The organism is Plantibacter sp. Leaf1 (assembly GCF_001421315.1).
In the GTDB taxonomy this organism is placed as follows: Bacteria; Actinomycetota; Actinomycetes; order Actinomycetales; family Microbacteriaceae; genus Plantibacter.
In genome coordinates this window covers 129,916-154,155 of record NZ_LMJX01000002.1, presented here as the reverse complement: position 1 = coordinate 154,155, position 24,240 = coordinate 129,916, and the positions used below count along the sequence as shown (strand labels likewise).

The window sequence follows — 24,240 nt, the reverse complement described above, 5'->3', positions numbered from 1 at the left end:
GTAAGAAGGAGCACAATGGCTCACGACAACTCGAGCGGTTCGGGTCACCCGACCGCCGACTCGTCTGCCGATCCGTCCGCCCACGGGCAGGAGCTGCAGGTCGCGACCGGCACCGGGGTCATCGCCCGCGATGCCATCGCCGACCCTGGTCTGCCTCCGCACCGGAAGCGCGTCACGGACCTCGACCCCAAGAAGGACAAGCGGGCCGAGCGCGCCGTCTACACCCTCTTCTACCTGTCGATCGCCGGCAGCGTCTGGGCGGTCGCCGCCTACATGGCGTTCCCGATCGAGCCGGAGGACATCGGATCCGTCCGGTTGAACAACCTCTTCATCGGTCTCGGCATGGCGCTCGCCCTGCTCGCGATCGGTATCGGCGCCGTGCACTGGGGGAAGGCCCTCATGCACGACGAGGAGGGCATCGACTACCGCCACAAGGTCGGCGGCAACCAGGTCAGCCGCGATCGTGCCGTCGAGATCATGCACGAGGCGAACGTCGAGTCCGGCATCGGACGCCGTGCGCTCATCCGCAACAGCCTCATCGGGTCGCTCATCGTCTTCCCGCTCCCCGGCATCGCCCTCTTCCGCGGCCTCGCGCCGTACGACGAGGACCCGGTCGAGCTCATGCAGCACACGATGTGGAAGGAAGGAACGCGTCTCGCTCGCGACCCCTCCGGCACGCCGATCAAGGCGTCCGACGTCACGCTCGGAAGCGCCTTCCACGTCATCCCCGAGAACCTCCACGAGGCCGAGCACGTCCTCAACGAGAAGGCCAAGGCGATCGTCCTCCTCATGCGGTTGAAGCCCGAGGATCTCGTCGAGGAGGAGTCCAAGAAGGACTGGTCCTACGACGGCATCGTCGCCTACTCCAAGGTCTGCACCCACGTCGGGTGCCCGGTGGCGCTGTACGAGCAGCAGACGCACCACCTCCTCTGCCCTTGCCACCAGTCGCAGTTCGACGTCACGAACCACTGCGCGGTCATCTTCGGACCGGCCGCCCGGCCGCTCCCGCAGCTGCCGATCACCGTCGACGATGAGGGTTACCTCGTCGCGCGGAGCGACTTCCACGAACCTGTCGGCCCGAGCTTCTGGGAGCGTCATTGAGCACCTCGACCGCAACACGCGCCCCTGAGCAGGCCAAGGCCGCTCCGGCGAAGAGCTCCGGTGGTTTCACCGGCGCTGCAGCCAACTACCTCGAAGAACGGACGTCCATCTCGGTCGCCGTCAAGGAGTTCGGTCGCAAGATCTTCCCCGACCACTGGTCGTTCCTCCTCGGTGAGGTGGCCCTCTACAGCTTCGTCATCATCCTGCTGTCGGGATCGTTCCTCACCTTCTTCTTCCAGGCCTCCATGGCCGAGGTGCACTACGACGGCTCGTTCGTCCCGCTGAAGAACATCGAGATGTCGGTCGCCATGGCGTCGACCCTCGACATCTCGTTCGACATCCGCGGCGGCCTCCTGATGCGTCAGGTGCACCACTGGGCAGCGCTGTTGTTCGTCGCGTCCATCGGCCTGCACATGCTGCGGATCTTCTTCACCGGAGCGTTCCGCAAGCCGCGCGAGCTCAACTGGGTGATCGGCTTCGTCCTCTTCATCCTGGCGATGGCCGAGGGCTTCACGGGCTACTCGCTCCCCGACGACCTGCTCTCCGGTAACGGTCTGCGGATCATCGACGGCATGGTGAAGGGTCTGCCGATCATCGGCACCTGGACGACGTTCCTGCTCTTCGGCGGTGAGTTCCCAGGCACCGACATCGTCGGCCGGCTCTACACCCTGCACATCCTGTTGCTCCCCGCGCTGGTGCTGCTCTTCATCGCCCTGCACCTGGTGTTCGTCGTCGTGCACAAGCACACGCAGTTCCCGGGTGCCGGTCGCACCGAGCAGAACGTGGTCGGCTTCCCCGTCCTCCCCGTGTACGCCGCGAAGGCGGGTGGATTCTTCTTCATCGTCTTCGGTGTCGTGATGCTCATCGCGTCGCTCTTCACGATCAACCCGATCTGGAACTACGGCCCATACGACCCCTCACCGGTCTCCGCGGGTACGCAGCCCGACTGGTACATCGGCTTCGCCGACGGGGCGCTCCGCCTGGTGCCACCGCACCTCGAGTTCGTCCTGTTGGACCACACGTTCTCGTTCAACATCATCCTTCCCGTCCTCGTCCTGGGCCTGTTCATCGTCACGGTGTTCATCTACCCGTTCGTCGAGGCGTGGATCACCGGTGACAAGCGCGAGCACCACATCCTCGACCGCCCGCGCAACGCGCCGACCCGCACCGCCATCGGTGCTGCCGGCGTCACGTTCTACGCCGCCCTGTGGGCAGCCGCGAGCTCGGACATCATCGCGACCCACTTCAAGGTGACGATGGAAGGCGTGATCCACACGCTGCAGGCCATCCTCATCCTCGGACCGGTCATCGCGTACTTCCTCGCCAAGCGGACCTGCCTGGCGCTGCAGAAGAAAGACCGCGAGATCCTCCTCCACGGTTACGAGACCGGACGCATCGTCCGCCTCCCCGGTGGCGAGTTCATCGAGGTCCACGAGCCGGTGGACGAGTACGAGCGCTGGCGTCTGGCGAGCTACGACGACCACAAGCCGTTGATGATCCGTCCGAACGCCAAGGGCAAGATCACTGGCGTGCAGAAGGCCCGTGCAGCCATGTCGCGCTGGTTCTTCGAAGATCGGATCGCTCCGGTCACGCAGACGGAGATCGAACGCTCCCACGGCGACCACCACTAGTCATCACCCCACGACGGAAGCCCCGCAGTCCACACGGACTGCGGGGCTTCTCTCATTCCCGACGTGCAGACCGCGTGACGCTGGAGACCATCGGACCTAGCCTGCGACCGGCCGGGAGCTTCGGGCTTGTGTGACGATCGACTGCGGGATGGCGTCCCGTACTCGGAGGAGGTTCGTTGGCGCCATCGGGACGCGGCCAGCGGCATCGTCTCGCCGCCGGGGACTGGTCCGCTCCCCCGACGGACGGCGGCCATGCTTGGCTCCCAGCGCGCGACACGGACAGCGCTCCCACGCGTGAGCTCTGACCGTTGTGTGGCGCACCTGGTCCGCCCATCTACCCCGTGGAGAGCTCGGCCCCAGAGGCTCTGGGTAGGGCCTCCGGTTGCCATCCTCGGGACCTAGGAGCCCGGCTCCGGATTCAGCGTCTGCGACCTGGCCTGTGCGCCCCTGGCCGGCGGGGGCTTCACAGTCGTCGACCGCGTGCTGCTGGTGGTTGGGTCACTCCGCTGGATCCTGGAGAGGGAGACGTCGTCGTCCAAGCTGCTCGTCGAACGCGGTGGTAAGCCAGTGTGTTGGGCGGCGGTGGGTGGCACGCATGAGCGTCCGCGCAGGCGGCCGGCTCGGGCCGTCGTCGAGCAGCTGAGGCGTATCCCCCGCTGGACACGAAAAAGCCCCCGAGCGATGTGCTCGAGGGCTCTTCGTCGCTTCGGCTCTCAGCCCAGCGGGAGGATCTTCTTGTAGAACTCTGCGGTGACGTTGTAGCCGAGGCGACGGTAGAAGTCTCCGGCGCGTGAGGTGGACATCGTCAACTGACGGGCGCCGCGTTCCACCGCGTAGTGCTCGTTCGCCTCGACGAGGGCCGAGCCGATACCCGCACCGCGGGCGCTCTCATCGACGACCAGCTCCTGCAGGTGGGCGGTGAGACCCGCGGCATGCAGCAGACGCGACACGGTCATCAGCGTGTAGCCGACGACGCGGTCGTCCTGGTCCACGGCGACGTACAGCACGTTCGTCTCATCTTCGCGGGGACGCATGACGTTGTTGTACGCAGTCATGAAGTCATCGGCGGCCGGTGGGATCGAACCGGTGATGAGCTGGTCAGCCAGCCCGAAAACCGCCGAGCGGTCGTCGGGCTGACCCCGGCGGATGCTGAACGAGTCGACCATCAGCGGGCGAAGTATCCGCGGTAGTACTCGTAGTTCCAACCGACGACGGCGATGACGACCAGCGGGATCCCGATGATCGCAATCCAGAAGCCGACGGCCAGACCCAGCACGAGCAGACCACACGCACCGGCGAGGATGATCGGCCACCAGCTCCACGGGCTGAAGTGCCCGATCTCCGGGTCGCCGTCATCGATGTTCGCCGTGAGGGTGTCCTCGGGGAGCTCGGCTCCCTGGCTCTTGTGGACACGGCTGAGGTAGAAGCCGAGGAAGGCGCTCAGGATGGCCGCGAGAGCCAGCGTGACCGTTCCGACCCACTCGACGCGGCCGTGCAGCGGGTCGATGAGCGACCACACCGTGTAGACCGCACAGAGGAGCGCACAGAACACCGTGAGGATCGTGAAGAGGATGATATTGGCGCGCATGGAGGCTACTTCACCTTTCCGGAGTCGACGTCGAGCGTGGGTGCGTCAGGCGCGTCCTTCGCAGGACCGACGCCGACCGGGATACCGACCTCAGGGTGGTGGAGGTCGAACGCCGGGCGCTCCGAACGGATGCGCGGGATCGACACGAAGTTGTGACGCGGGGGCGGCGAGCTGGTCGCCCATTCGAGCGATCCGCCGTAACCCCACGGGTCGTCCTCGGTCACCCGGGGAGCCTTGCGGATCGTGACGTACACGTTCAGGAAGAACGGCAGCAGTGAGATCGCCAGGATGAACGACCCGACGGTGGACAGCTGGTTCATCCACGTGAAGCCGTCTTCCGGCGAGTACGTCGCGTACCGACGCGGGAACCCGATGACGCCGAGCCAGTGCTGGATCAGGAACGTCGTGTGGAAGCCGATGAACAGCAGCCAGAAGTGCCAGTAGCCGAGCTTCTCGTTGAGCATCTTGCCGGTCCACTTCGGCCACCAGAAGTAGAAGCCGGCGAACATGGCGAACACGACCGTGCCGAAGACGACGTAGTGGAAGTGCGCCACGACGAAGTACGAGTCGGAGACGTGGAAGTCGAGCGGCGGAGACGCGAGGATGACACCGGTGAGCCCACCGAAGACGAAGGTGATCAGGAAGCCGATCGACCAGAGCATCGGGGTCTCGAAGGTGACGGAGCCGCGCCACATGGTGCCGAGCCAGTTGAAGATCTTCACACCGGTCGGAACCGCGATGAGCATCGTCATGAGCGCGAAGAACGGCAGCAGCACGGAGCCGGTGACGTACATGTGGTGCGCCCACACGGTCACGGAGAGGGCTGCGATGGCGATCGTCGCGTAGATCAGGGTCTTGTAACCGAAGATCGGCTTGCGGCTGAACACCGGGAAGATCTCCGACACGATGCCGAAGAACGGCAGCGCGATGATGTAGACCTCAGGGTGACCGAAGAACCAGAACAGGTGCTGCCACAGGATGACGCCACCGTTCGCGGCATCGTAGATGTGGGCGTCGAACACGCGGTCCGCGGCGAGACCGAAGAGCGCGGCGGCGAGGACCGGGAACGCCATGAGGACGAGGATCGACGTCACGAGCACGTTCCACGTGAAGATCGGCATGCGGAACATCGTCATGCCGGGAGCGCGCATGGTGATGATCGTGGTGATGAAGTTGACGCCACCGAGGATGGTTCCGAACCCGCTCAGTGCCAGACCGAGTACCCAGAGATTCCCTCCGAGGCCCGGTGAGAAGGTCGTACTCGACAATGGCGCATACGCGAACCAGCCGAAGGCCGCTGCACCCTGCGGGGTGAGGAAGCCACCGACGGCGATGAGGCTGCCGAAGGCGTAGAGCCAGAAGGCGAAGGCGTTCAGCCGCGGGAAGGCGACGTCCGGTGCGCCGATCTGCAGTGGCATGAGCGCGTTCGCGAAGCCGGCGAAGAGCGGCGTCGCGAACATGAGCAGCATGATCGTGCCGTGCATCGTGAACAGCTGGTTGTACTGCTCCTTCGTCTCGACGATCGTTCCGCCGGGCTCGAAGAGCTGCGCACGGATGATGAGCGCCATGACGCCACCGAGGCAGAAGAAGATGAACGAGGCGATCAGGTACATGTACCCGATGGTCTTGTGGTCGGTGGAGGTGATCCACTTGACCAGGATGTTGCCCTTGCGCTCGACCGAGGTGCGTCCGACGACGCTCGCTTGGCCTGCAGGAAGCGTGGTGGAGGTCATTCCCCGTCTCCGTGCTCTTCGAGACCTGCCGGCGCCTTGGTGCCGGGGAGGTTGCTGTTGCGGTCGTATTCCGTGCCGTAGTCACCGATGTTGCCGGAGTCGGCCAGGTCTTCCAGGTGCTTGTCGTACTCGGCCTGCGAGACGACCTTCACGTTGAAGAGCATGAGCGAGTGGTACTCGCCACACAGCTCGGCGCACTTGCCGGCGTAGGTTCCCTCACGCTCGGGCGTGAAGGACATGTAGTTGGTCTTCCCCGGGAACATGTCCTTCTTGTAGAGGAAGTCGATGACCCAGAAGGAGTGGATGACGTCGCGCGACTGCAGCGCGATCTTCACCGTCTTGCCGACGGGCAGGTACAGGGTGGGGAGCGCGTCCTGGTCGATGACGCCACCGGGCTTCTCGTCGGCCTGCACGCCTGCGGTCCAGACGTCCTGGCCGTTGACGGCCTCGTCGTACACGAAGTCCCAGGCCCACTGCTTGGCGAAGACCTCGATCGCGACGTCGGGATCCTCGTACTGGGTCTCGATCGCGTTCTGGTCGCGCGCCGTGAAGGCGAAGAAGCCGAGCACCAGGATGAGCGGGACGACCGTGTAGAAGATCTCGATCGGCATGTTGTACCGGAGCTGCACGGGGAGGCCCGTCTGGCCCTTGCGGCGGCGGTAGACGATGACGGCCCAGATGATGAGCCCCCACGTCACCACGCCGACGGCCAGCAGCACCAGCCAGGCGGTCACCCACAGGCCCGCGATGCGGTCCGTGTGGTTCGTGACGGGAGATTCGCCCTCGACGAATCCCGGCAGGTAACCATGTAGTTCCGCCTGCGTACAACCCGCCAGGACTATGGCGAGTGTGGCTGCGACCGGAATGGCAGCCCATCTGAGACGACGAGTCGAGCGCACCTCTGAAACCTTTCGAATACACACCTGTGGATCGCCTCCCAGTCTAGTGGGGATGGGTGGTGAACGCCGGACCATTCGCGTCCGCGGTGCCGGATCGTGACCGGAATGTCGAAGGGGAAACCACCCGGGACCGGGTGATTTCCCCTTCAGGAAGAATCTGCCTCAGTGGAAGCTGTCGCCGCAGGCGCAGCTGCCCTCGGCGTTGGGGTTGTCGATGGTGAACCCCTGCTTCTGGATGGTGTCCTCGAAGTCGATCGAGGCGCCGTCGAGGTAGGGGACGCTCATCTTGTCGACGATGACCTCGACGCCGTCGAAGTCGACGGTCGCGTCGCCGTCGAGCATGCGCTCGTCGAAGTAGAGCTGGTAGATGAGTCCGGAGCAGCCGCCGGGCTGGACGGCGACGCGCAGGCGGAGGTCGTCGCGACCCTCCTGCTCGAGGAGGCTCTTGACCTTCTGCGCCGCCGTGTCGGAGAGTCCGACGCCGTGGGCCGCGTCGATCTTGGTCTCGGTCAGGATGGTGTCGCTCATGATGCTCCTCGCGAGGTCTGGCGGCGCCGGACGACGCCTGTCTGTCATTCTACCGCTCGGGGCGGCGGGCGCACCCCATGATGCCGGGGGTGTTCCCACCGACGCGGATCACCCGGCCGAGGGCTTGGGCGCCGAGGCGAGCCGACCGAGGAGGACCGCCTCGGTGAGGATCGCCTTCTGGAACACCCCGAGGTGCAGCGACTCGTTCGGGCTGTGCGCCCTCGAGTGCGGGTCCTCGACGCCCGTCACCAGGATCTGCGCCTCCGGGAAGACCCGGACGAGGTCGGCGATGAACGGGATGGATCCGCCGACACCCATCTCCACCGGCTCGACCTCCCAGGCGTCGTGCATGGCGCGCTTCGCCTCGGCGACGGCCCAGCCGGTCGTGTCGACGAGGAACGGACTCCCCTGGTCGACCTCGTCGATGGTCAGTTGCGCTCCGAAGGGCGCGTGGGCCATGAGGTGCGTCTCGAGGGCTCGGTAGGCGTCCGCCGGGTCCTGGCCGGGGGCGATCCGCGCACTGATGCGGACGGCCACCTCCGGAATGAGGGTGTTCGAGGCGTTGGCCACGGTCGGTGCGTCGATCCCGGTGACGGTGATCGCGGGCTGGGACCAGATCCGGCTGAGGATGGAACCCCGACCGATGGGCGAGACACCGTCGGCGAGGCCGGACTCCGCGCGGAGCTGTGCCTCGTCGAACTCGGGGGTGACGGCGTCGTGCGAGGTGAGCCCCTCGACCGCCACGGAACCGTCGGCGTCCCACAGGGTCGCGAGCAGGGTGACGACCGCGAGCATGGCGTCGGGCACCGCTCCCCCGAGCATCCCCGAGTGCGAGGCGTGGTCGAGCGTCTTCACGCTCAGCCGGAACGTCACATTGCCGCGCAGGCCAATCGTGAGGGCCGGAGTCCGTTCGTCCCAGTTGTCGCTGTCGGCGACGACGATGACGTCGGCTGCGAGGGTCTCGCGGTGCTCCTCCAGGAACGAGCCGAACGATCGTGATCCGAACTCCTCCTCCCCCTCGATGAACAGGACGATGCCGAGGTCGAGATCGGAGCCGAGCACCTCGGTCACCGCGCGGATCGCCGCGATGTGGGACATCACGCCGGCTTTGTCGTCGGCCGCGCCGCGCCCGTAGAGGCGGCCGTCGCGGACGGTCGGCTCGAAGGGCGGCGACTCCCACTTGTCGTCGCTTCCGGGCGGCTGGACGTCGTGGTGCGCGTAGAGCAGGACGGTCGGGCGACCGTTGCGGGCCTCGCGCCGGGCGAGGACCGCGGGCTGCCCGAGCTCCGTGCCCCCGTCGACGGCGGCACGGCGCACCGAGACCTCGTCGAACACACCGAGATCGCGCGCGAGTTCGGCGACGGCCTCGGCGCTTCGGGCCACCTCGGCGGCGTCGAACGCCGACCAGGACACCGATGGGATCCGCACGAGTGCCGACAGGTCGGCGATCGAGGAGGGCAGTGCGCCCGCGACCGATTCGCGGAGTCGGTCGAGGAGTTCCTGGTCGTTGTGTGGATCTTGGGCCGATTCCGTCGTGGTACCTGTCGTCATGCGAGTAATCTTAAGCGAATCCCCCGATCAAGGACGTTCCACCGTGGCCAAACAGCAGAGCACCCCAGCATCAGAGCCCCTCGTCGAGACCGCGGCGCAGACCGCCGAGCGCCTCGCCCGCGGCGCCAAGGAGGCGAAGGGCCGCCCGACGCCGTCGCGCGCCGAACGCGAGGCGCAGAACAAGCGTCCGCTCGTCCCCTCCGACCGCAAGGAGGCCTCACGCGCGGCGAAGGCCCAGCAGGCCGAGGCTCGACGACGAGCACAGGCCGGCATGGCGGCGGGCGACGACAAGTTCCTCCCGGCTCGCGAACGCGGCCCGCAGAAGAAGTTCGTCCGCGACTACGTCGACGCCCGGTTCAATATCGGCGAGTTCATGATCCCCGTCATGTTCCTCGTGATCATCCTCACGTTCATGCCGGTCCCCGAGATCCAGGTCTACGGCATGCTGACCCTCTGGGTCTTCTTCATCATCGCCATCGCCGACTGCTTCTTCCTCGGCTTCCGTGTCCGGAAGGCGCTCCGAGCGAAGTTCGGCCAGGACGAGCCGCGCGTGCGCTGGTACGCCGCCATGCGCGCTCTGCAGCTGCGCCCGCTCCGCCTGCCGAAGCCGCAGGTGAAGCGCGGTCAGTTCCCCAACAAGTAAGTCCCGCACCACGAACGCCCGCCGGTCCCAGACCGGCGGGCGTTCGTCGTCAGTGCCGCGAGATCAGCTCAGCGACCGGCTCTGGCGAGGCGATCGAGCCCACGGTTGATCTGCCGCGCCCAGAGCGGACCGCGGTACAGGAACGCCGTGTACCCCTGGACGAGCGTTGCACCGGCGTCGAGCCGTTCCCGCACGTCCGCGGCGGTCTCGACACCGCCGACGGAGATCACGCACAGCTCCGCCGGGACGATGGCGCGGATCCGTCGCAGGACCGCGATCGACCGGTCGGCGAGTGGCGCGCCGGAGAGTCCACCGGCACCGGCAGCCTCCACGGTCGACCGGTCGGTCTCGAGGCCGTCACGGGAGATCGTCGTGTTCGTCGCGATGATCCCGTCGAGCCCCAGGTCGACGACGAGCTGAGCGATGCGGTCCACTTCAGCGTCCGTGAGGTCCGGTGCGATCTTCACGAGGAGCGGTGTCGTTCCGGCGGCGGCACGCACCGCGTCCAGGAGGGGCGACAGCTGATCGAGCTCCTGGAGACCTCGGAGACCAGGGGTGTTCGGTGAACTGACGTTGACCACGAGGTAGTCGGCCGTGGGTGCCAGCAGGGTGGCGCTCGAGACGTAGTCGGCCGTGGCGTCGGCGACGTCCACGACACGACTCTTGCCGATGTTCACCCCGAGGACGGGACGCCTGACGACGCGGGCCGTCCGCGCCAGTCGTGGCGCGGCGGATGCGGCACCCTCGTTGTTGAAGCCCATGCGGTTGATCACCGCACGGTCCGGGACGAGGCGGAAGAGGCGTGGCTTCGGATTGCCAGCCTGCGGGATCGCCGTGATGGTGCCGACCTCGACGTGGCCGAAGCCCAGGAGCCCGAGCCCGAGCACCCCCTTGCCGTCCTTGTCGAACCCGGCGGCGACACCGAACGGGGTCTCGAACCGGAGGCCGAGCGCCTCGACGGACTGGTCGGTCCGGGGTGCGGTCCACCGCCTGATGACGGATCCGAGACCGGTGGACGGAAGCGCACGGATCACGTCGAACGCGAGGTGATGGGCGCGCTCCGGGTCGAGCTTCGCCAGGACGTGGGTGAAGAGGAACCGGTACACGACTCAGCGCTCCACGATCGGCTCGTCGGCGTTCGACTTGCCCGCGGCGTGTTCGACCCGGAGAAGCGCAATGGCCGACTCGAAGTCGTCCAAGGACTCGAACGCCTGGTAGACGCTGGCGAACCGGAGGTAGGCGACCTCGTCGAGCTCCCGCAGCGGTGCGAGGATCGCCAGACCGATGTCGTTCGCGTCGATCTGCGATGCACCCGTCGCCCGGATGGACTCCTCCACGCGCTGCGCGAGCACCGCGAGGTCGGAATCCGTCACCGGACGACCCTGGCACGCCTTCCTGACGCCGCTCACGACCTTCTCCCGACTGAACGGCTCCACGACACCGGAGCGCTTGATCACGCCGAGGCTCGAGGTCTCCATCGTGCTGAACCGCCGCCCGCACTCCGGGCACTGCCGGCGCCGACGGATCGCGAGCCCGTCGTCGCTCGTCCGAGAGTCGATGACGCGGGAGTCGGGGTGGCGGCAGAACGGGCAGTACATCAGACGGCTCCCTCGGGTGTGGCGTGCTCGGTGTGCTCCTCGGCTGCGCGGGTCTCGGCGCCGACGAGGCCGAAACGCGCCGTCACCGCTTCACCGTGCGCGGGGAGGTCCTCGGACGACGACAGGGCGACGATGTGGCTCGAGACCTGGCGGAGCGCGGGCTCGTCGTACCGGACGACCTGCTGTGGGCGGAGGAAGGTGAAGGCGCCCAGGCCGGACGAGAAGCGGGCCTGTCCTCCCGTCGGAAGGACGTGGTTGGAGCCGGCGAGGTAGTCACCCAGGCTCACCGGGGTGTGCTCACCCAGGAAGATGGCGCCGGCGTTCGTGATGGCGCCGAGCAGTGCCTCCGGGTCGGCGGTCTGGACCTCGAGGTGCTCCGGTCCGTAGGCGTTGCTGAATGCGACGGCGGCCTCCAGGTCGTCGACGAGCACGATGGCGGACTGCGGGCCGGCGAGGGCTTGGACGACGCGGGCGCCGTGGCGGGTGCCGGCTGCATAGCGACGCAACCAGTCCTGGACGGCGATGGCGAGGGCCTCGTCGTCGGTGACGAGCAACGACGCCGCGGCCTCGTCGTGCTCGGCCTGGCTGACGAGGTCGGCGGCCACGAGTCTGGCGTCTGCGGAGGCATCGGCGATGACCAGGATCTCGGTGGTACCGGCCTCGGCGTCGATCCCGACCTGCCCCTTCACGAGGCGCTTCGCCGCTGCGACGAAGATGTTCCCTGGACCCGTCACGACGTCGACCGGGTCCAGGGCGATGTCCGGGACCCCGTAGGCGAAGGCGCCGATGGCTCCGGCCCCGCCCATGGCGTACACCTCCGTGACCCCGAGGAGACCGGCGGCTCCGAGGATGGTGGGGTGCACACGATTGTCGAACTCGCGCTGCGGTGGGGACGCGAGCGCGACGGAGCCGACCCCGGCCTCCTGCGCCGGGACGACGTTCATGACGACGCTCGACGGGTAGACGGCCTTGCCCCCGGGCACGTACAGCCCGACCCGGCCGACGGGCGCCCACCGCTGTACGACGGTCGCTCCCTCGCCGAGCGTGGTGGTGCGCTCCGGCGGGACCTGCGCTCGCGTCGCCTCGCGAACCCGGTCGATGGCCTCGACGAGTGCGGCGCGCACCGCCGGGTCCAGTGCGGCCACCGCCGCGTCGATCTCAGCCTGGGGTACGCGGAGGTGCTCCGGCCGTCCGCCGTCGAACCGGTCGGACTGGGCCGACAACGCAGCGGAACCCTCGGTCCGCACAGCGTCGATCAGCGACTGCGCCGCATGGGCTGCGGCGGTGACGTCGACGACGGGACGGGGCAGCATCTCCAGGAGCTCGGTCCGGCTCGGCCGGACGCCCCTGAGGTCAATGGTGGTGATCATGGCCGTCACAGCCTACCGTTCACGGCGTCGTGTCCCGCCGGCGACGTGGTGTGCAACGCGTCAACCGAGACAGTTCGGGCCGAGCAACGACTTCAGCTCACCGAAGAGCCCGGAGGACACGCTGACCCGATGCGGCAACTCGAACACCCGCGCGACATCGCCCCGGAAGAGCTTCAGTCGGACCTCGGTCGAGCCTGCGTGTCTCGAGAGCATGTCGCGAAGGGTCATCACCGTCTCAGTCGTCGCGCGGGCGTCCGCCATCGTCAGCTGCAGCATGCGATCGGCACCCGCCTCAGGGAGCTCTGGCGAGAAGATGCTGTAAGCATGCAGGTTCATCCCGTCGTCGCGGACGCTGACGCGGCCACGCACGACCACGATGGAGTCGCCGACGAGTTCTGACGCGAACTCCTGGTAGGCCTTGCCCATGAACATGGCGGTCATCTCGCCGCCGAAGTCCTCGACCTGGATCATGCCGTACTGATTGCCGGACGCCTTCGCGATGCGGTGTTGGACGCTCGTGACGAGCCCCGAGATGACGACGGTCTCGCCGTCCATGTTCTCGGCGGTCATGAGGTCGGTGATGGTCGTCGTCGCATGCTTCGCGAGTTCGATCTCGAGACCGGCCAGCGGGTGGTCGGAGACGTACAGCCCGAGCATCTCGCGCTCGAAGTTGAGCTTGTCGCGCTTGCTCCAGTCGGGTCGTTCGGGGACGCTCGCGAGCGGCACCTCACCGACCTCGGCGAACAGGCTGTCGAAGTCGAAGCCGATGCTCCCCGACGCTTCGGCGCGCTTGTCCTTCACGACCGAGTCGACCGCGTCCTCGTGGATCTCGTAGAGCGCTCGTCGGCTGTCGCCCATGGAGTCGAACGCACCGGCCTTGATCAGCGACTCGATCGTCCGCTTGTTGGCCACGGGCAGCGGCACCTTGCGCAGGAAGTCGTGGAAGGAGGTGAACCGCCCCTCACGCTCGCGTGCCTGACGGATGAGTTCGACCACGTTCGACCCCACGTTGCGGACGGCGCCGAGCCCGAAGCGGATGTCCTCGCCGACGGCCGCGAAGAACCCGATCGATTCGTTGACGTCCGGCGGCAGGACCTGGATGCCCATCCGGCGGCACTCGTTGAGGTAGAGCGCCATCTTGTCCTTGGAGTCGCCGACACTCGTCAGCAGCCCGGCCATGTACTCCGCCGGGTAGTGGGCCTTGAGGTAGGCCGTCCAGTAGGAGATGACCCCGTACGCCGCCGAGTGGGCCTTGTTGAACGCGTAGTCGGAGAACGGGAGCAGGATCTCCCACAGTTTGTTGACCGCTTCCATCGAGAACCCGTTGGCCACCATGCCGCCGGAGAAGCCCTCGAACTGCTTGTCCAGTTCGGACTTCTTCTTCTTGCCCATCGCTCGTCGGAGGATGTCGGCTTGTCCGAGGGAGAAGCCGGCGACCTTCTGCGCGATCGCCATCACCTGCTCCTGGTAGATGATCAGCCCGTAGCTCGTCGACAGGATCTCGGACAGCGGCTCCTCGAGCTGCGGATGGATCGGGGTGATCTCCTGCAGGCCGTTCTTGCGGAGGGCGTAGTTCGTGTGCGAGTTCGCGCCCATGGGGCCCGGACGGTACAGCGCGATGAGTGCCGAGATGTCCTCGAAGTTGTCAGGCTTCATGAGACGCAGCAACGCGCGCATCGGTCCGCCGTCGAGCTGGAACACGCCGAGCGTGTCGCCCCGGGACAGCAGCTCGTACGCGCCCCGGTCGTCGAGCTCGAGGTCTTCGAGGACGAGGTCGATGTTCCGGTTGCTCTTGATGTTGTCGAGGGCGTCGTTGATGATCGTCAGGTTGCGCAACCCGAGGAAGTCCATCTTGATCAGTCCGAGCGACTCGCACGCCGGGTAGTCGAACTGCGTGACGATCTGGCCGTCCTGCTCACGCTTCATGATCGGGATGATGTCGATGAGCGGGTCGCTCGACATGATCACGCCGGCTGCGTGCACACCCCACTGGCGCTTGAGGTTCTCGATGCCGAGGGCGGTCTCGAAGACGGTGCGCGCCTCGGGATCCGTGTCGAGGATCCCGCGGAGGTCGACGGCCTCCTTGTAGCGCGGGTGCTTGGCGTCGAGGATGCCCTCGAGCGGGATGTCCTTCCCCATGACCGCCGGCGGCATGGCCTTCGTCAACTTGTCGCCCATGCCGAACGGGAAGCCGAGGACCCGGGAGGAGTCCTTCAACGCCTGCTTGGCCTTGATCGTGCCGTAGGTGACGATCTGCGCGACGCGTTCGTCGCCGTACTTCTCGGTGACGTACTTGATCACCTCGCCACGACGACGGTCGTCGAAGTCGACGTCGAAGTCGGGCATGGAGACGCGGTCGGGGTTGAGGAACCGCTCGAAGATGAGCCCGTGGCGGAGCGGGTCGAGGTCGGTGATCTGCATCGCGTACGCGGCCATCGATCCGGCACCGGAGCCACGCCCGGGCCCGACCCGGATGCCGTTGCGCTTCGACCACTGGATGAAGTCGGCGACGACGAGGAAGTAGCCGGGGAACCCCATCTGGACGATCACGCGCGTCTCGTAGTTGGCGCGGTCGCGGACGTCGGCGGGGATGCCGTTCGGGTACCGCTGGTGGAGGCCCGCCTCGACCTCCTTGATGAACCAGCTCTCCTCGTTCTCCCCGTCGGGGACCGGGAACCGCGGCATGTAGTTCGCGGAGGTGTCGAAGGCGACCTCGCAGCGTTCGGCGATCGCGAGGGTGTTGTCGCACGCCTCGGGGTACTCGCGGAACAGTCGACGCATCTCGTCGGCCGACTTCAGGTAGAACTCGTCCGCGTCGAACTTGAACCGGTTCGGGTCGTTGAGTGTGGAGCCGGACTGCACGCAGAGCAGCGCCGCGTGCGCCTTGGCGTCGGCGGCGTGCGTGTAGTGCAGGTCGTTCGTCGCGAGGAGTGGCAGGCCGAGATCCTTCGAGAGCCTGATGAGATCGCCCATGATCCGGCGTTCGATCCCGAGACCGTGGTCCATGATCTCGCAGAAGTAGTTCTCCGCTCCGAAGATGTCGCGGAAGTCGGCGGCGGCCTTGACCGCCTCGTCGTACTGACCGAGGCGGAGCCTCGTCTGCACCTCACCACTCGGGCATCCGGTCGTGGCGATGAGGCCGGCGCCGTACTGGCTGAGGATCTCGCGGTCCATGCGGGGCTTGAAGTAGTACCCCTCGATCGACGCCTTCGAAGACAGCCGGAAGAGGTTGTGCATGCCCTCGGTCGTCTCCGAGAGGAGGGTCATGTGCGTGTACGCGCCGGCCCCGGACACGTCGTCTCCCCCGCCGTCGCCCCACTTGATCCGGGTGCGGTCGCCGCGCGCCGTCCCCGGGGTGATGTACGCCTCGGTCCCGATGATCGGCTTGATACCCGCATCGGTGGCCGTCCGCCAGAAGTCGAAAGCGCCGAACATGTTGCCGTGGTCGGTGACCGCGACGGCGGGCATGCCCTGCTCGACAGCGGCTTGGATGAGGGGCTTCACCCGGGCCGCGCCGTCGAGCATCGAGTACTCGCTGTGGACGTGCAGGTGGACGAACGAATCGGTGGACGTGGGCACGGACGGCGCCTCCGGGGATCGTGCTGGGGGAACGGCGCGGACGCCGAGGTGGTCTTGGTCAAGCCTAATCGTCGCCTCCGACCATCGCCCCCGGCCTGCGGGCGCGGTCGGTCGCCGAGCGACGGCGCGACGTCAGTCGAGTTCGAGGATCGAGAGGGCGTGCTGCAGATCCGTCGGGTAGGCGGTCTCGAATCGCACGAACTCCCCGTCCGCAGGGTGCGCGAAGCCCAGCTTCGTCGCATGCAGCCACTGCCGGGTGAGCCCCAGACGGGCCGAGAGCGCCGCGTCGGCGCCGTACATCGTGTCGCCGACACAGGGATGCCGCTGGGCCGCCATGTGCACGCGGATCTGATGCGTGCGACCGGTCTCCAGATGCACGTCGAGCAACGAGGCGTACGGGAACGCCTCGAGCGTCTCGTAGTGGGTGACCGACGGCTTCCCGTCGGCGGTGACGGCGAAGCGCCAGTCGTGGCGCGGGTGGCGGCCGATCGGACCGTCGATGGTGCCGGCGAGCGGGTCGGGATGCCCCTGGACCACGGCGCGATAGATCTTCTCGACCTCGCGGTCGTGGAAGGCACGCTTCAGTGAGGTGTAGGCCCGCTCGGTCTTCGCGACGACCATGAGGCCGCTCGTCCCGGCATCGAGCCGGTGCACGATCCCGGCCCGCTCAGCGGCGCCCGACGTCGAGATGCGGAAGCCGGCTGCGGCGAGGGCACCGAGCACCGTCGGCCCTTCCCAACCCACGGAGGGGTGGGCGGCGACGCCGGCGGGTTTGTCGACGACCACGATCTCGTCGTCGTCGTAGACGATGCCGAGGTCGGGGACGGCGATCGGTACGATCACGGCCTCGCGGCGAGGCGTCCATTCGATCTCGAGCCAGGCACCGGCGAGGAGGCGGTCGGACTTGTCGACCGACTTGCCGTTCATGGTGACGCCGCCTCCGAGGGCGACCTCGGCTGCGTAACTCCGGGAGAAGCCGAGGAGTTTGGCCAGGCCGGCGTCGACGCGTTCGCCGTCGAGCCCGTCGGGGACGTACAGGCTGCGGGACTCGTTCATGGGCGGCCTGCGTCCGGACTCGCGTCGCGCGGCTCCGCCGGATCGAGGGTGGCCGCGTCCGCTTCGGCCTCGCGGTCCTCCGCCTCCTGGGCGGCCCGTTCGCTCGCACGCGTCGTCCGGGTGCCGTCGAGGTTCACGCCGAAGAGCGTCAGGAGGATGAACAGGGCCATGCTGACCACGATGCAGATGTCGGCGACGTTGTAGATCGCGGGCAGCATCCACGGGGTGGAGATGAAGTCGACCACGTGGCCCAGACCGAAGGACGGCTCACGGAGCAGCCTGTCCGTCAGGTTGCCGAGCACCCCTCCGAGGAGCAGGCCGAACACGATCGCCCAGGCCCGTGAACGGATCCGGCGGGCGAACCAGACGATGACGACCACGACGACCGCCGCGAGGATCGAGAAGATCCAGGTGTACCCCGCGCCGAGCGAGAAGGCGGCACCGGAGTTCTTGACGAAGTACAGGACGAGCGCCTGGCCGAGTACCGGAACGGACTCGCCCACCGTCAGGTTGGTGGTGACGAGGAACTTGGTGAACTGATCGGCCGAATAGGCCACGACGGCAACCAGCGCCAGGACTGCAAGAGTCCTGGCGCTGGCCTTCGACGGTGATGCGGGAGACAACCGGGTGTCTGCGCTAGACCGCTGCGCTGTCGGCGGTGACGCCGGCCTTCGCATCGGGAGCGGAGCTCGACGACGAGGCGTCGAGGTCCTTCAGCTGACCCTCGATGTAGCCGCGCAGCTGCGAGCGGTACTCGCGCTCGAAGTTGCGGAGTTCGTCGATCTTGTGCTCGAGGACCGAACGCTCCTGCTCGAGGACCTGCATCTGCGCGCGCTGCTTGGCCTCGGCCTCGGCGACGACACGTGCGGCGGTCGCGTGACCTTCCGCGATGAGCGCGTCGCGGCGCTGAGCACCCTCGGCGACGTGCTCGTCGTGGAGACGACGTGCCAGCTGCAGAAGGTTGTTCGAGCTCTCGGCGGTGTTGTCGGTCGACTCCGCGGCCGGAGCCGGGGTCGGTGCGACGACGGGCGCGGGTGCCGGAGCAGCCTCGGCCTTGGCGAGCGTCGCCGGAGCGGACGAGCCGCCCTTCTGGAGTTCGGCGACCTTGGACTCGGCCGCGGTCAGCTTCTGCTGGACCTCGTCCTTCTCCTGGATCAGGCGACGGAGCTCGACGACGACCTCGTCGAGGAAGTCGTCCACCTCGTCCTGGTCGTAGCCTTCGCGGAACTTGGTCTGCTGAAACCGCTTCTGGACCACGTCTTCGGGAGTGAGCGCCATAGCGAACCACCTTCACTGTCGAATCGAAAATCTGTGTACAACGCCCCCACGCTAGCAAAGTCTGACCCAGTGGGTGAGACATGTTGACGACGTCGGAGGCGACCGTCAGGTGACGGACGTTCTATCGTAGCCACACAATCGTGGCGAGCTGTTCGCGGGCAGGCCGCGCGCGCTAGAGCAGCTGGACGAGTGTCATCGCGATGATGCAGCACAACATCGTGAGGGTCCACCCGAAATCGAGCGCGACCGGACCGACGGCGACGCGCGGGAGGACACGGCGGAAGAACCGGATCGGAGGGTCCGTGATCGTGAAACTCAGCTCGGCGAGCACCAGCCCGACGCCCGTGGGCCGCCACTGCGGACGGAGCACCCGGGCGAGGTCGAGGATGAACCTCGCCCAGAGGACGAAGAAGTACAGGAGCAGCGCGAGATAGAGGATCGTGCCGATCACGGAGATGAGAGAAGCCACCCCTCGATTATGACTGAGCGAAGAAGGTCGCCTCGGTCGCTTCCGGAGCACCCTGTCCGTTGTCGCCGGAAACGGCGACGTGCTCGGGCGAGAGGAGGAAGACCTTGCTCGTCACGCGCTCGATCTTGCCGTACAGCCCCTGCGAGAGACCACTGGCGAAGTCGATGAGCCGGCGAGCATCGCCGTCACTCATCTGCGAGAGGTTGATGATGACCGGGACGCCATCGCGGAAGCTCTCGGCGATGATCTGCGCATCGCGGTACTGCTTGGGGTGCACGGTGAGGATCTCGTTGAGGTCCGAGCTCGGGGCGACGGGCTGGCGCACGGGAACCGGCTTGCGCAACGGCGTCACCGGAGCGGCCTTCTCGACGCGCTCGACGCGCTCGACCCGCTCAGCGCGCTCGGGACGCTCGGTGCGACGGGGCTCGGCCTGCTGCGTCGGCTCGGCCTGGGCAGCGTGCTGCTGCTCGTACTCGAGATCATCGTCGGCGAGCCCGAGGTACACCATGGTCTTCTTCAGTGGGTTCGACATCGTTTCCTCCGTGATCTGCGGTCCTTGCTTCTCCGAGATTAACGTCACACCGGGCGATTCCCGGTGATTGCCGTGCCGATGCGAAGGTGTGTCGCGCCCGCTTCGATCGCCTCGACGTAGTCGTGACTCATGCCGATCGACAGCCCATCGGCGTGCGGGGCGAGTGAGCGCATGCGCTCGGACGCCGAGAGGACCCGTGCGAAGGCCGCCGCTGGATCCTCGTCGAGCGGGGCGACCGCCATGACACCGCGTAGCGCGATGCCCTCCGCTTCGAGCGCCGCGGTCGCGAGCGCCTCGAGCGCGGCATCACCCACGACGCCACCCCGGCCGGGATCGTCGGTCAGGTTGACCTGCAGGAACACGTCGAGCTGCCGCTCGGAGGACGACAGCGCCCTGAGCAGCTCGGGTCGGTCGACCGAGTGGACGGCGTCCACGTATCGTCGGACCTGCTTGGCCTTGTTGGTCTGCAGTTGCCCGATGAAGTGCCAGCGCAATCCGAGGCCTTCGGCGGCAGCGGCCTTGTCGCGCGCCTCAGGGTGCCGACTCTCCCCCACGTCTGAGACGCCAGCGGCGGCCAGCGCCTGCACCAGCGTCACCGGGTGGAACTTCGTCACGACGATCAGCGTCGGTTCCGTCGCACGCCCCGCCGCCCGCGTCGCATCGGCGATGCGCCCCCGGATGTCCGCGAGGCGATCGAGCAATGCCGGACCGGGCTCCGAGGAGCCCGATCCGGCCGAGGTGGTCGACTCGTCGATCACTACTACTTGAGGAAGTCGGGGATGTCCAGCTCGCCCTCGTCGTCGAACGAGGGGTCCTGGACGGCGGTCTCGACGACCGTCTCGGGCTGACGGTGCGTCGCTCCGGAGAACGGCGAGGACGCGCTCGGCTTGGATCCCCAGTCGCCGCCCGAGGACACGGGCGCAGCAGCGCTCGACCGGTGCTCCGAGGGTTCGGACGTGGCGTTCGCGGAGGTGCTGATCGGCGCCCCGGCGGCCTCGTCGGAAGAGCTCATGACCCCACCGGAGATGACGGCGTCGGCCGGAGAGGCCGCCGTCCGGGTGAGGGGTTCGCCACCGTCGAAGCCGGCGGCGATAACCGTCACGCGCACCTCGTCGCCGAGCGTGTCGTCGACGACCGCACCGAAGATGATGTTGGCCTCGGGGTGCACGGCCTCCTGGACGAGCTTCGCCGCGTCGTTGATCTCGAAGATACCGAGGTTGGAGCCACCCTGGATGGAGAGGAGGACGCCGTGGGCACCCTCGATGCTGGCTTCAAGCAGCGGCGAGGCGACCGCGAGTTCCGCGGCCTTGATCGCGCGGTCCGCGCCACGGGACGATCCGATGCCCATGAGCGCCGATCCGGCCCCCTGCATGACCGACTTGACGTCCGCGAAGTCGAGGTTGATGAGGCCGGGCGTGGTGATGAGGTCGGTGATGCCCTGCACACCGGCGAGGAGCACCTGGTCGGCCGTGGCGAACGCCTCGAGCATGCTGATGCCACGGTCGCTGATCTCGAGGAGTCGGTCGTTCGGCACGACGATGAGGGTGTCGACCTCTTCCTTCAGGCGTGCGACCCCGAGCTCCGCCTGCGCCTGGCGACGGCGTCCTTCGAAGCCGAAGGGCTTCGTCACGACACCGATGGTGAGCGCACCGATCGACTTCGCGATGCGTGCCACGACGGGTGCGCCACCGGTCCCGGTACCGCCACCCTCGCCCGCGGTCACGAAGACCATGTCGGCGCCGGCGATGGCCTCTTCGATCTCCTCGGCGTGGTCCTCGGCCGCGCGACGACCCACCTCGGGGTCGGCACCGGCGCCGAGGCCGCGGGTGATCTCCCGGCCAACGTCGAGCTTCACATCGGCGTCGCTCATCAACAGCGCCTGAGCGTCCGTGTTGATGGCGATGAACTCGACGCCGCGGAGGCCGAGCTCGATCATCCGGTTGACCGCGTTCACGCCACCGCCGCCGATACCGACGACCTTGATGACGGCGAGGTAGTTCTGGTTTGTAGTCACTTCAGGCCTCCGTGTGAACTCTCAACCTCAGGTTAAGGTTTAAAGTTATGCTGCGTATGCATTTTCTGTCCTGAGCACGACGTTAGGGCCCAGCCCCATCCCTGATGGGACGCGTCCGGGCGTGTCGGCACATCGACGGGAATATCCCGCACGCCGTCAGCGGACGATCGCCGCCGAGGGCGACGACACGTCGTACTGGTTCACCTGGGACGGGTCGGTGGCCGCCATCGTCTTGGCGAGGATCAACGCCTTCTCAGCGGATTGCTCGGCACTCCCCCACACGACCTCGGCCGGCGAGTCGACGAGCGTCAGGGTCACATCGTCCGCGGTGGACGCGGACACGGAGGCGACGCGGGCTCGTAGGTCCGACGGGAGTGCTCGGATGACCGCAGCCGCGGCGATGAAACCCTTCGAGGTCGCTCCACCGGCGACCATGAGCGTCGGGTACCCGGCGATGGGCTGGTCGCTGCGCTCGATCGTGACCCCTGCAGCATCGACGAGCGTGTACACCGTGCCGGACTGGAGCACACCGACGGGCTCACGCTCGACGATGCGGACGACCAGCGTGCTCGGCGGCTGCGATTCGAGGGAGTAGCTGGCGATGAGCGGGTATCCGACGAGCACCGCCTTGACGGCTCCGGGATCCACGAGTGCGAGGGGGCGACCCATCTGGCCGCTGAGCGCCTTCGTGATCTCCGCCTGGTCGACACGCGTCGCACCGACCACCTCGATGCTCCGGACGGCGAGCAGGGGCGAGTAGGCGCCTGCGAACGACACGACGACCAATGCGGCGAGGACGGCGGCCGCGAGCACCCAGGGCCGGTGACGCCCACGCTTGCGGGCGGTGAACCGGCGGATCTCCTGTCGCTCGTGCCGCCGACGGAGCCGAGCGGCCTCCCGTGGGGAGAGCAGGTGCTCGTCGGACGGTTGCCCGGGACGATCGCGTTCCTCGGTCGTCGTCGAGCTGTCCTCGGCCTTCGACGCACGGTCGTCGGTCTTCGACGCGCGGTCGGCCGATGTCACCGACGTCCGATCCGCCGAGGACGCCCGGGGGCCGGCCACGACCTTCGGTGAGCCTCCCTTCGACGGCAGCCGAGCGACGTCGAGCTCGAGCACATCCGTCTCCTGCTCCGTCACGGGTGCTTCCGGGCGGTCCCGCGCCGACTTGGAGGCCGTCGGCGTCGTCCGTTGCGTGCGGTCGGGACTCGGTCGCGCCCCGGGGTCGAAGCCGTCCGGGCGCTTCACCGGACGCCCATCAGACGGACTCGCGACCGGCGATGGCCTCGAGGAGTTGCGGCACGATCCGGTACACGTCTCCACACCCGAGGGTGATCACGAAGTCGCCCGGCTGCACGACGGAGGCTGTGTAGTCCGCCGCCCGCGCCCAGTCGTCGATGTACGCGACGTGATCGGCGTCCGCGAACCGCGTCGACACCGTGGCGCCGGTCACGCCCGGCTCCGGGTCCTCTCGCGCACCGTACACCTCGAGGACCACGGTGTGGTCGGCGTAGCGTTCGAGGGCGTCCGCGAACTCCTGGGCGAACAGACGGGTCCGGCTGTACAGGTGCGGCTGGTGGACGGCGATGATCCGTCCCTCCCCCACCACCGTCCGCGCCGCCGCCAGCGCGGCGGCGACCTCGGTCGGGTGGTGCGCGTAGTCGTCGTAGACGCTGACGCCGTTCACGACGCCGTGCAGCTCGAAGCGTCGCTGGGTCCCGCCGAACGCGGTGATGGCCTGGAGGGCCTCCGCCGGGTCGAACCCGACACCCACGAGGACGGCGAACGCACCGGCTGCATTGATGGCGTTGTGCCGACCGGGTACGCGGAGCGTCGCGGCGTACGTGCCGCCCTGGTAGCTGAGCTGGAACGAGACCGGACCGGTCGAGCCCACGTCGTGGAGACGGACGTCGGCGTCCGCTGCTTCACCGAAGGTGAGGACCCGCTTGCCGTCCGTGGCCGCACGGAGCGCCGGGGTGATGCGCACGGCGCCGGCGTCGTCCGAGGAGATGACGACGAGCTCCCGCGCCTGACCGGCGAAGGTCACGAACGCCTGCTCGAAGGCCTCCAACGATCCGTAGTGGTCGAGGTGGTCGGGGTCGATGTTGGTGATCAGCGCGATGGCCGTGTCGTACAGCAGGAAGGACCCGTCGGACTCGTCCGCCTCGACGACGAACAGCTCGCCGTCGCCACGGGCGGAACTCACGCCGAGGGATTCGATGACCCCGCCGTTGACGAAGCTGGGATCGGCACCGAGCTCGAGGAGCGCGGTGATGATCATGCCGGTCGACGTCGTCTTGCCGTGGGCGCCGGCGACCGCGATGAGGCGGGTCTCCGCCGTCAACCAGGCGAGCGCCTGCGAGCGGTGCAGGATCGTCAGTCCACGCTCCTTGGCGAGCAGGTACTCCGGGTTGTCGGCCCACAGGGCACCGGTCACGACCAGGGTGTCCGCGTCACCGACGTTCGCGGCGTCGTGCCCGATGGCGACGGGGACACCGAGGGCGCGCAACGCCTCGATGTTCTTGGATTCGCGGACGTCGGAACCGGTCACGCGAGCACCGGCGCTCACGAACAGACGCGCGATCCCGCTCATCCCACTGCCGCCGATGCCGACGAAGTGGACGACGCCGAGGTCGGCTGGGATCTCGACGGTGGGGTCTGGCTTGATCACGG

Annotated in this window: 22 protein-coding genes; 3 read left to right on the top strand and 19 right to left on the bottom strand. The window is 67.5% G+C overall.

Features of this window, described 5'->3' with window-relative positions; translation table 11 throughout:
- Positions 1-15 precede the first annotated feature (15 nt).
- Together ASE44_RS02980 and ASE44_RS02975 are read left to right on the top strand one after the other, a co-directional pair.
- On the top strand, positions 16-1,101 hold the full coding sequence (locus ASE44_RS02980; RefSeq protein WP_056005489.1) for a ubiquinol-cytochrome c reductase iron-sulfur subunit: 1,086 nt from the start codon (positions 16-18) through the stop codon (positions 1,099-1,101).
- A complete protein-coding gene (locus ASE44_RS02975; RefSeq protein WP_056005486.1) occupies positions 1,098-2,732 on the top strand; it encodes a ubiquinol-cytochrome c reductase cytochrome b subunit in 1,635 nt (544 codons plus the stop codon). The genes ASE44_RS02980 and ASE44_RS02975 overlap by 4 nt, the downstream gene beginning before the upstream one ends.
- A gap of 713 nt (positions 2,733-3,445) precedes the next feature.
- Here ASE44_RS02975 and ASE44_RS02970 read toward each other — a convergent pair.
- The 6 genes from ASE44_RS02970 to ASE44_RS02945 all read right to left on the bottom strand — a co-directional run bounded on the left by ASE44_RS02970 (position 3,446) and on the right by ASE44_RS02945 (position 9,031).
- Positions 3,446-3,898 (bottom strand): GNAT family N-acetyltransferase, encoded by a 453-nt coding sequence (locus ASE44_RS02970; RefSeq protein WP_056777346.1) that lies wholly within the window; start codon positions 3,896-3,898, stop codon positions 3,446-3,448.
- Positions 3,898-4,320 carry a cytochrome c oxidase subunit 4 gene (locus tag ASE44_RS02965; RefSeq protein WP_056005480.1) on the bottom strand — a complete coding sequence of 141 codons (423 nt, stop codon included), beginning with the start codon at positions 4,318-4,320 and terminating at the stop codon, positions 3,898-3,900. Before ASE44_RS02965 ends, ASE44_RS02970 begins: the two co-directional genes overlap by 1 nt.
- Positions 4,321-4,325: 5 nt before the next feature.
- Positions 4,326-6,053, bottom strand: a complete 1,728-nt coding sequence (gene ctaD / locus ASE44_RS02960) for a cytochrome c oxidase subunit I (protein ID WP_056005477.1) — start codon at positions 6,051-6,053, stop codon at positions 4,326-4,328.
- Entirely contained in the window at positions 6,050-6,952 is a 903-nt protein-coding gene (gene coxB, locus ASE44_RS02955) for a cytochrome c oxidase subunit II (protein ID WP_056005474.1), read from the bottom strand. The genes ctaD and coxB overlap by 4 nt, the downstream gene beginning before the upstream one ends.
- A gap of 162 nt (positions 6,953-7,114) precedes the next feature.
- Positions 7,115-7,480, bottom strand: coding sequence for an iron-sulfur cluster insertion protein ErpA (erpA, locus tag ASE44_RS02950; protein ID WP_056005471.1), 366 nt, complete (start codon positions 7,478-7,480; stop codon positions 7,115-7,117).
- Between the two features lie 108 nt (positions 7,481-7,588).
- Positions 7,589-9,031, bottom strand: a complete 1,443-nt coding sequence (locus ASE44_RS02945; protein ID WP_056777343.1) for a dipeptidase — start codon at positions 9,029-9,031, stop codon at positions 7,589-7,591.
- Positions 9,032-9,074: 43 nt separating this feature from the next.
- Here ASE44_RS02945 and ASE44_RS02940 point away from each other — a divergent pair, with 43 nt between their 5' ends.
- A complete protein-coding gene (locus tag ASE44_RS02940; RefSeq protein WP_056005465.1) occupies positions 9,075-9,674 on the top strand; it encodes a DUF3043 domain-containing protein in 600 nt (199 codons plus the stop codon).
- Positions 9,675-9,742: 68 nt separating this feature from the next.
- On the opposite strand, the gene ASE44_RS02935 is transcribed toward ASE44_RS02940, so the two are convergent.
- The 13 genes from ASE44_RS02935 to murC form a co-directional block, all read right to left on the bottom strand.
- The gene (locus ASE44_RS02935; RefSeq protein WP_056777341.1) at positions 9,743-10,780 is read right to left on the bottom strand and encodes a quinone-dependent dihydroorotate dehydrogenase; all 1,038 of its coding nucleotides are present in this window, start codon (positions 10,778-10,780) and stop codon (positions 9,743-9,745) included.
- Positions 10,781-10,783: 3 nt separating this feature from the next.
- Positions 10,784-11,272: a transcriptional regulator NrdR gene (gene nrdR / locus ASE44_RS02930; protein ID WP_056777339.1), complete on the bottom strand. Its 489-nt coding sequence runs from the start codon at positions 11,270-11,272 to the stop codon at positions 10,784-10,786.
- Positions 11,272-12,642, bottom strand: a complete 1,371-nt coding sequence (hisD, locus tag ASE44_RS02925) for a histidinol dehydrogenase (protein WP_056777337.1) — start codon at positions 12,640-12,642, stop codon at positions 11,272-11,274. Before hisD ends, nrdR begins: the two co-directional genes overlap by 1 nt.
- 60 nt (positions 12,643-12,702) lie before the next feature.
- On the bottom strand, positions 12,703-16,221 hold the full coding sequence (dnaE, locus tag ASE44_RS02920) for a DNA polymerase III subunit alpha (protein ID WP_082455738.1): 3,519 nt from the start codon (positions 16,219-16,221) through the stop codon (positions 12,703-12,705).
- A 132-nt stretch (positions 16,222-16,353) separates the two neighbouring features.
- On the bottom strand, positions 16,354-17,277 hold the full coding sequence (locus ASE44_RS02915) for an RluA family pseudouridine synthase (RefSeq protein WP_056777334.1): 924 nt from the start codon (positions 17,275-17,277) through the stop codon (positions 16,354-16,356).
- The gene (gene lspA, locus ASE44_RS02910; RefSeq protein ID WP_082455736.1) at positions 17,274-17,954 is read right to left on the bottom strand and encodes a signal peptidase II; all 681 of its coding nucleotides are present in this window, start codon (positions 17,952-17,954) and stop codon (positions 17,274-17,276) included. Before lspA ends, ASE44_RS02915 begins: the two co-directional genes overlap by 4 nt.
- On the bottom strand, positions 17,914-18,555 hold the full coding sequence (locus ASE44_RS02905; RefSeq protein WP_056005450.1) for a DivIVA domain-containing protein: 642 nt from the start codon (positions 18,553-18,555) through the stop codon (positions 17,914-17,916). Before ASE44_RS02905 ends, lspA begins: the two co-directional genes overlap by 41 nt.
- Before the next feature lie 172 nt (positions 18,556-18,727).
- Positions 18,728-19,024: a YggT family protein gene (locus tag ASE44_RS02900; protein WP_056005447.1), complete on the bottom strand. Its 297-nt coding sequence runs from the start codon at positions 19,022-19,024 to the stop codon at positions 18,728-18,730.
- A gap of 7 nt (positions 19,025-19,031) precedes the next feature.
- On the bottom strand, positions 19,032-19,556 hold the full coding sequence (locus tag ASE44_RS02895; protein WP_056777331.1) for a cell division protein SepF: 525 nt from the start codon (positions 19,554-19,556) through the stop codon (positions 19,032-19,034).
- Between the two features lie 44 nt (positions 19,557-19,600).
- Complete coding sequence (locus tag ASE44_RS02890; RefSeq protein WP_369796473.1) at positions 19,601-20,311, bottom strand: YggS family pyridoxal phosphate-dependent enzyme; 711 nt, start codon at positions 20,309-20,311, stop codon at positions 19,601-19,603.
- A 5-nt stretch (positions 20,312-20,316) separates the two neighbouring features.
- Positions 20,317-21,570: a cell division protein FtsZ gene (ftsZ, locus tag ASE44_RS02885; RefSeq protein WP_056777329.1), complete on the bottom strand. Its 1,254-nt coding sequence runs from the start codon at positions 21,568-21,570 to the stop codon at positions 20,317-20,319.
- Positions 21,571-21,726: 156 nt separating this feature from the next.
- The gene (locus tag ASE44_RS02880; RefSeq protein WP_056777326.1) at positions 21,727-22,815 is read right to left on the bottom strand and encodes an FtsQ-type POTRA domain-containing protein; all 1,089 of its coding nucleotides are present in this window, start codon (positions 22,813-22,815) and stop codon (positions 21,727-21,729) included.
- A gap of 10 nt (positions 22,816-22,825) precedes the next feature.
- Complete coding sequence (murC, locus tag ASE44_RS02875; RefSeq protein WP_056005435.1) at positions 22,826-24,238, bottom strand: UDP-N-acetylmuramate--L-alanine ligase; 1,413 nt, start codon at positions 24,236-24,238, stop codon at positions 22,826-22,828.
- Between the last annotated feature and the right edge of the window lie 2 nt (positions 24,239-24,240).

What these genes read in the sequence shown, in the direction of transcription:
- hisD (WP_056777337.1), bottom strand. Translation starts at nt 12,642, where the DNA reads ATGATCACCACCATTGACCTCAGGGGCGTCCGGCCGAGCCGGACCGAG.
- ASE44_RS02905 (WP_056005450.1), bottom strand. Translation starts at nt 18,555, where the DNA reads ATGGCGCTCACTCCCGAAGACGTGGTCCAGAAGCGGTTTCAGCAGACC.
- lspA (WP_082455736.1), bottom strand. Translation starts at nt 17,954, where the DNA reads ATGCGAAGGCCGGCGTCACCGCCGACAGCGCAGCGGTCTAGCGCAGAC.
- ASE44_RS02945 (WP_056777343.1), bottom strand. Translation starts at nt 9,031, where the DNA reads ATGACGACAGGTACCACGACGGAATCGGCCCAAGATCCACACAACGAC.
- ctaD (WP_056005477.1), bottom strand. Translation starts at nt 6,053, where the DNA reads ATGACCTCCACCACGCTTCCTGCAGGCCAAGCGAGCGTCGTCGGACGC.
- erpA (WP_056005471.1), bottom strand. Translation starts at nt 7,480, where the DNA reads ATGAGCGACACCATCCTGACCGAGACCAAGATCGACGCGGCCCACGGC.
- nrdR (WP_056777339.1), bottom strand. Translation starts at nt 11,272, where the DNA reads ATGTACTGCCCGTTCTGCCGCCACCCCGACTCCCGCGTCATCGACTCT.
- ASE44_RS02970 (WP_056777346.1), bottom strand. Translation starts at nt 3,898, where the DNA reads ATGGTCGACTCGTTCAGCATCCGCCGGGGTCAGCCCGACGACCGCTCG.
- ASE44_RS02895 (WP_056777331.1), bottom strand. Translation starts at nt 19,556, where the DNA reads ATGTCGAACCCACTGAAGAAGACCATGGTGTACCTCGGGCTCGCCGAC.
- ASE44_RS02915 (WP_056777334.1), bottom strand. Translation starts at nt 17,277, where the DNA reads ATGAACGAGTCCCGCAGCCTGTACGTCCCCGACGGGCTCGACGGCGAA.
- ASE44_RS02965 (WP_056005480.1), bottom strand. Translation starts at nt 4,320, where the DNA reads ATGCGCGCCAATATCATCCTCTTCACGATCCTCACGGTGTTCTGTGCG.
- ASE44_RS02980 (WP_056005489.1), top strand. Translation starts at nt 16, where the DNA reads ATGGCTCACGACAACTCGAGCGGTTCGGGTCACCCGACCGCCGACTCG.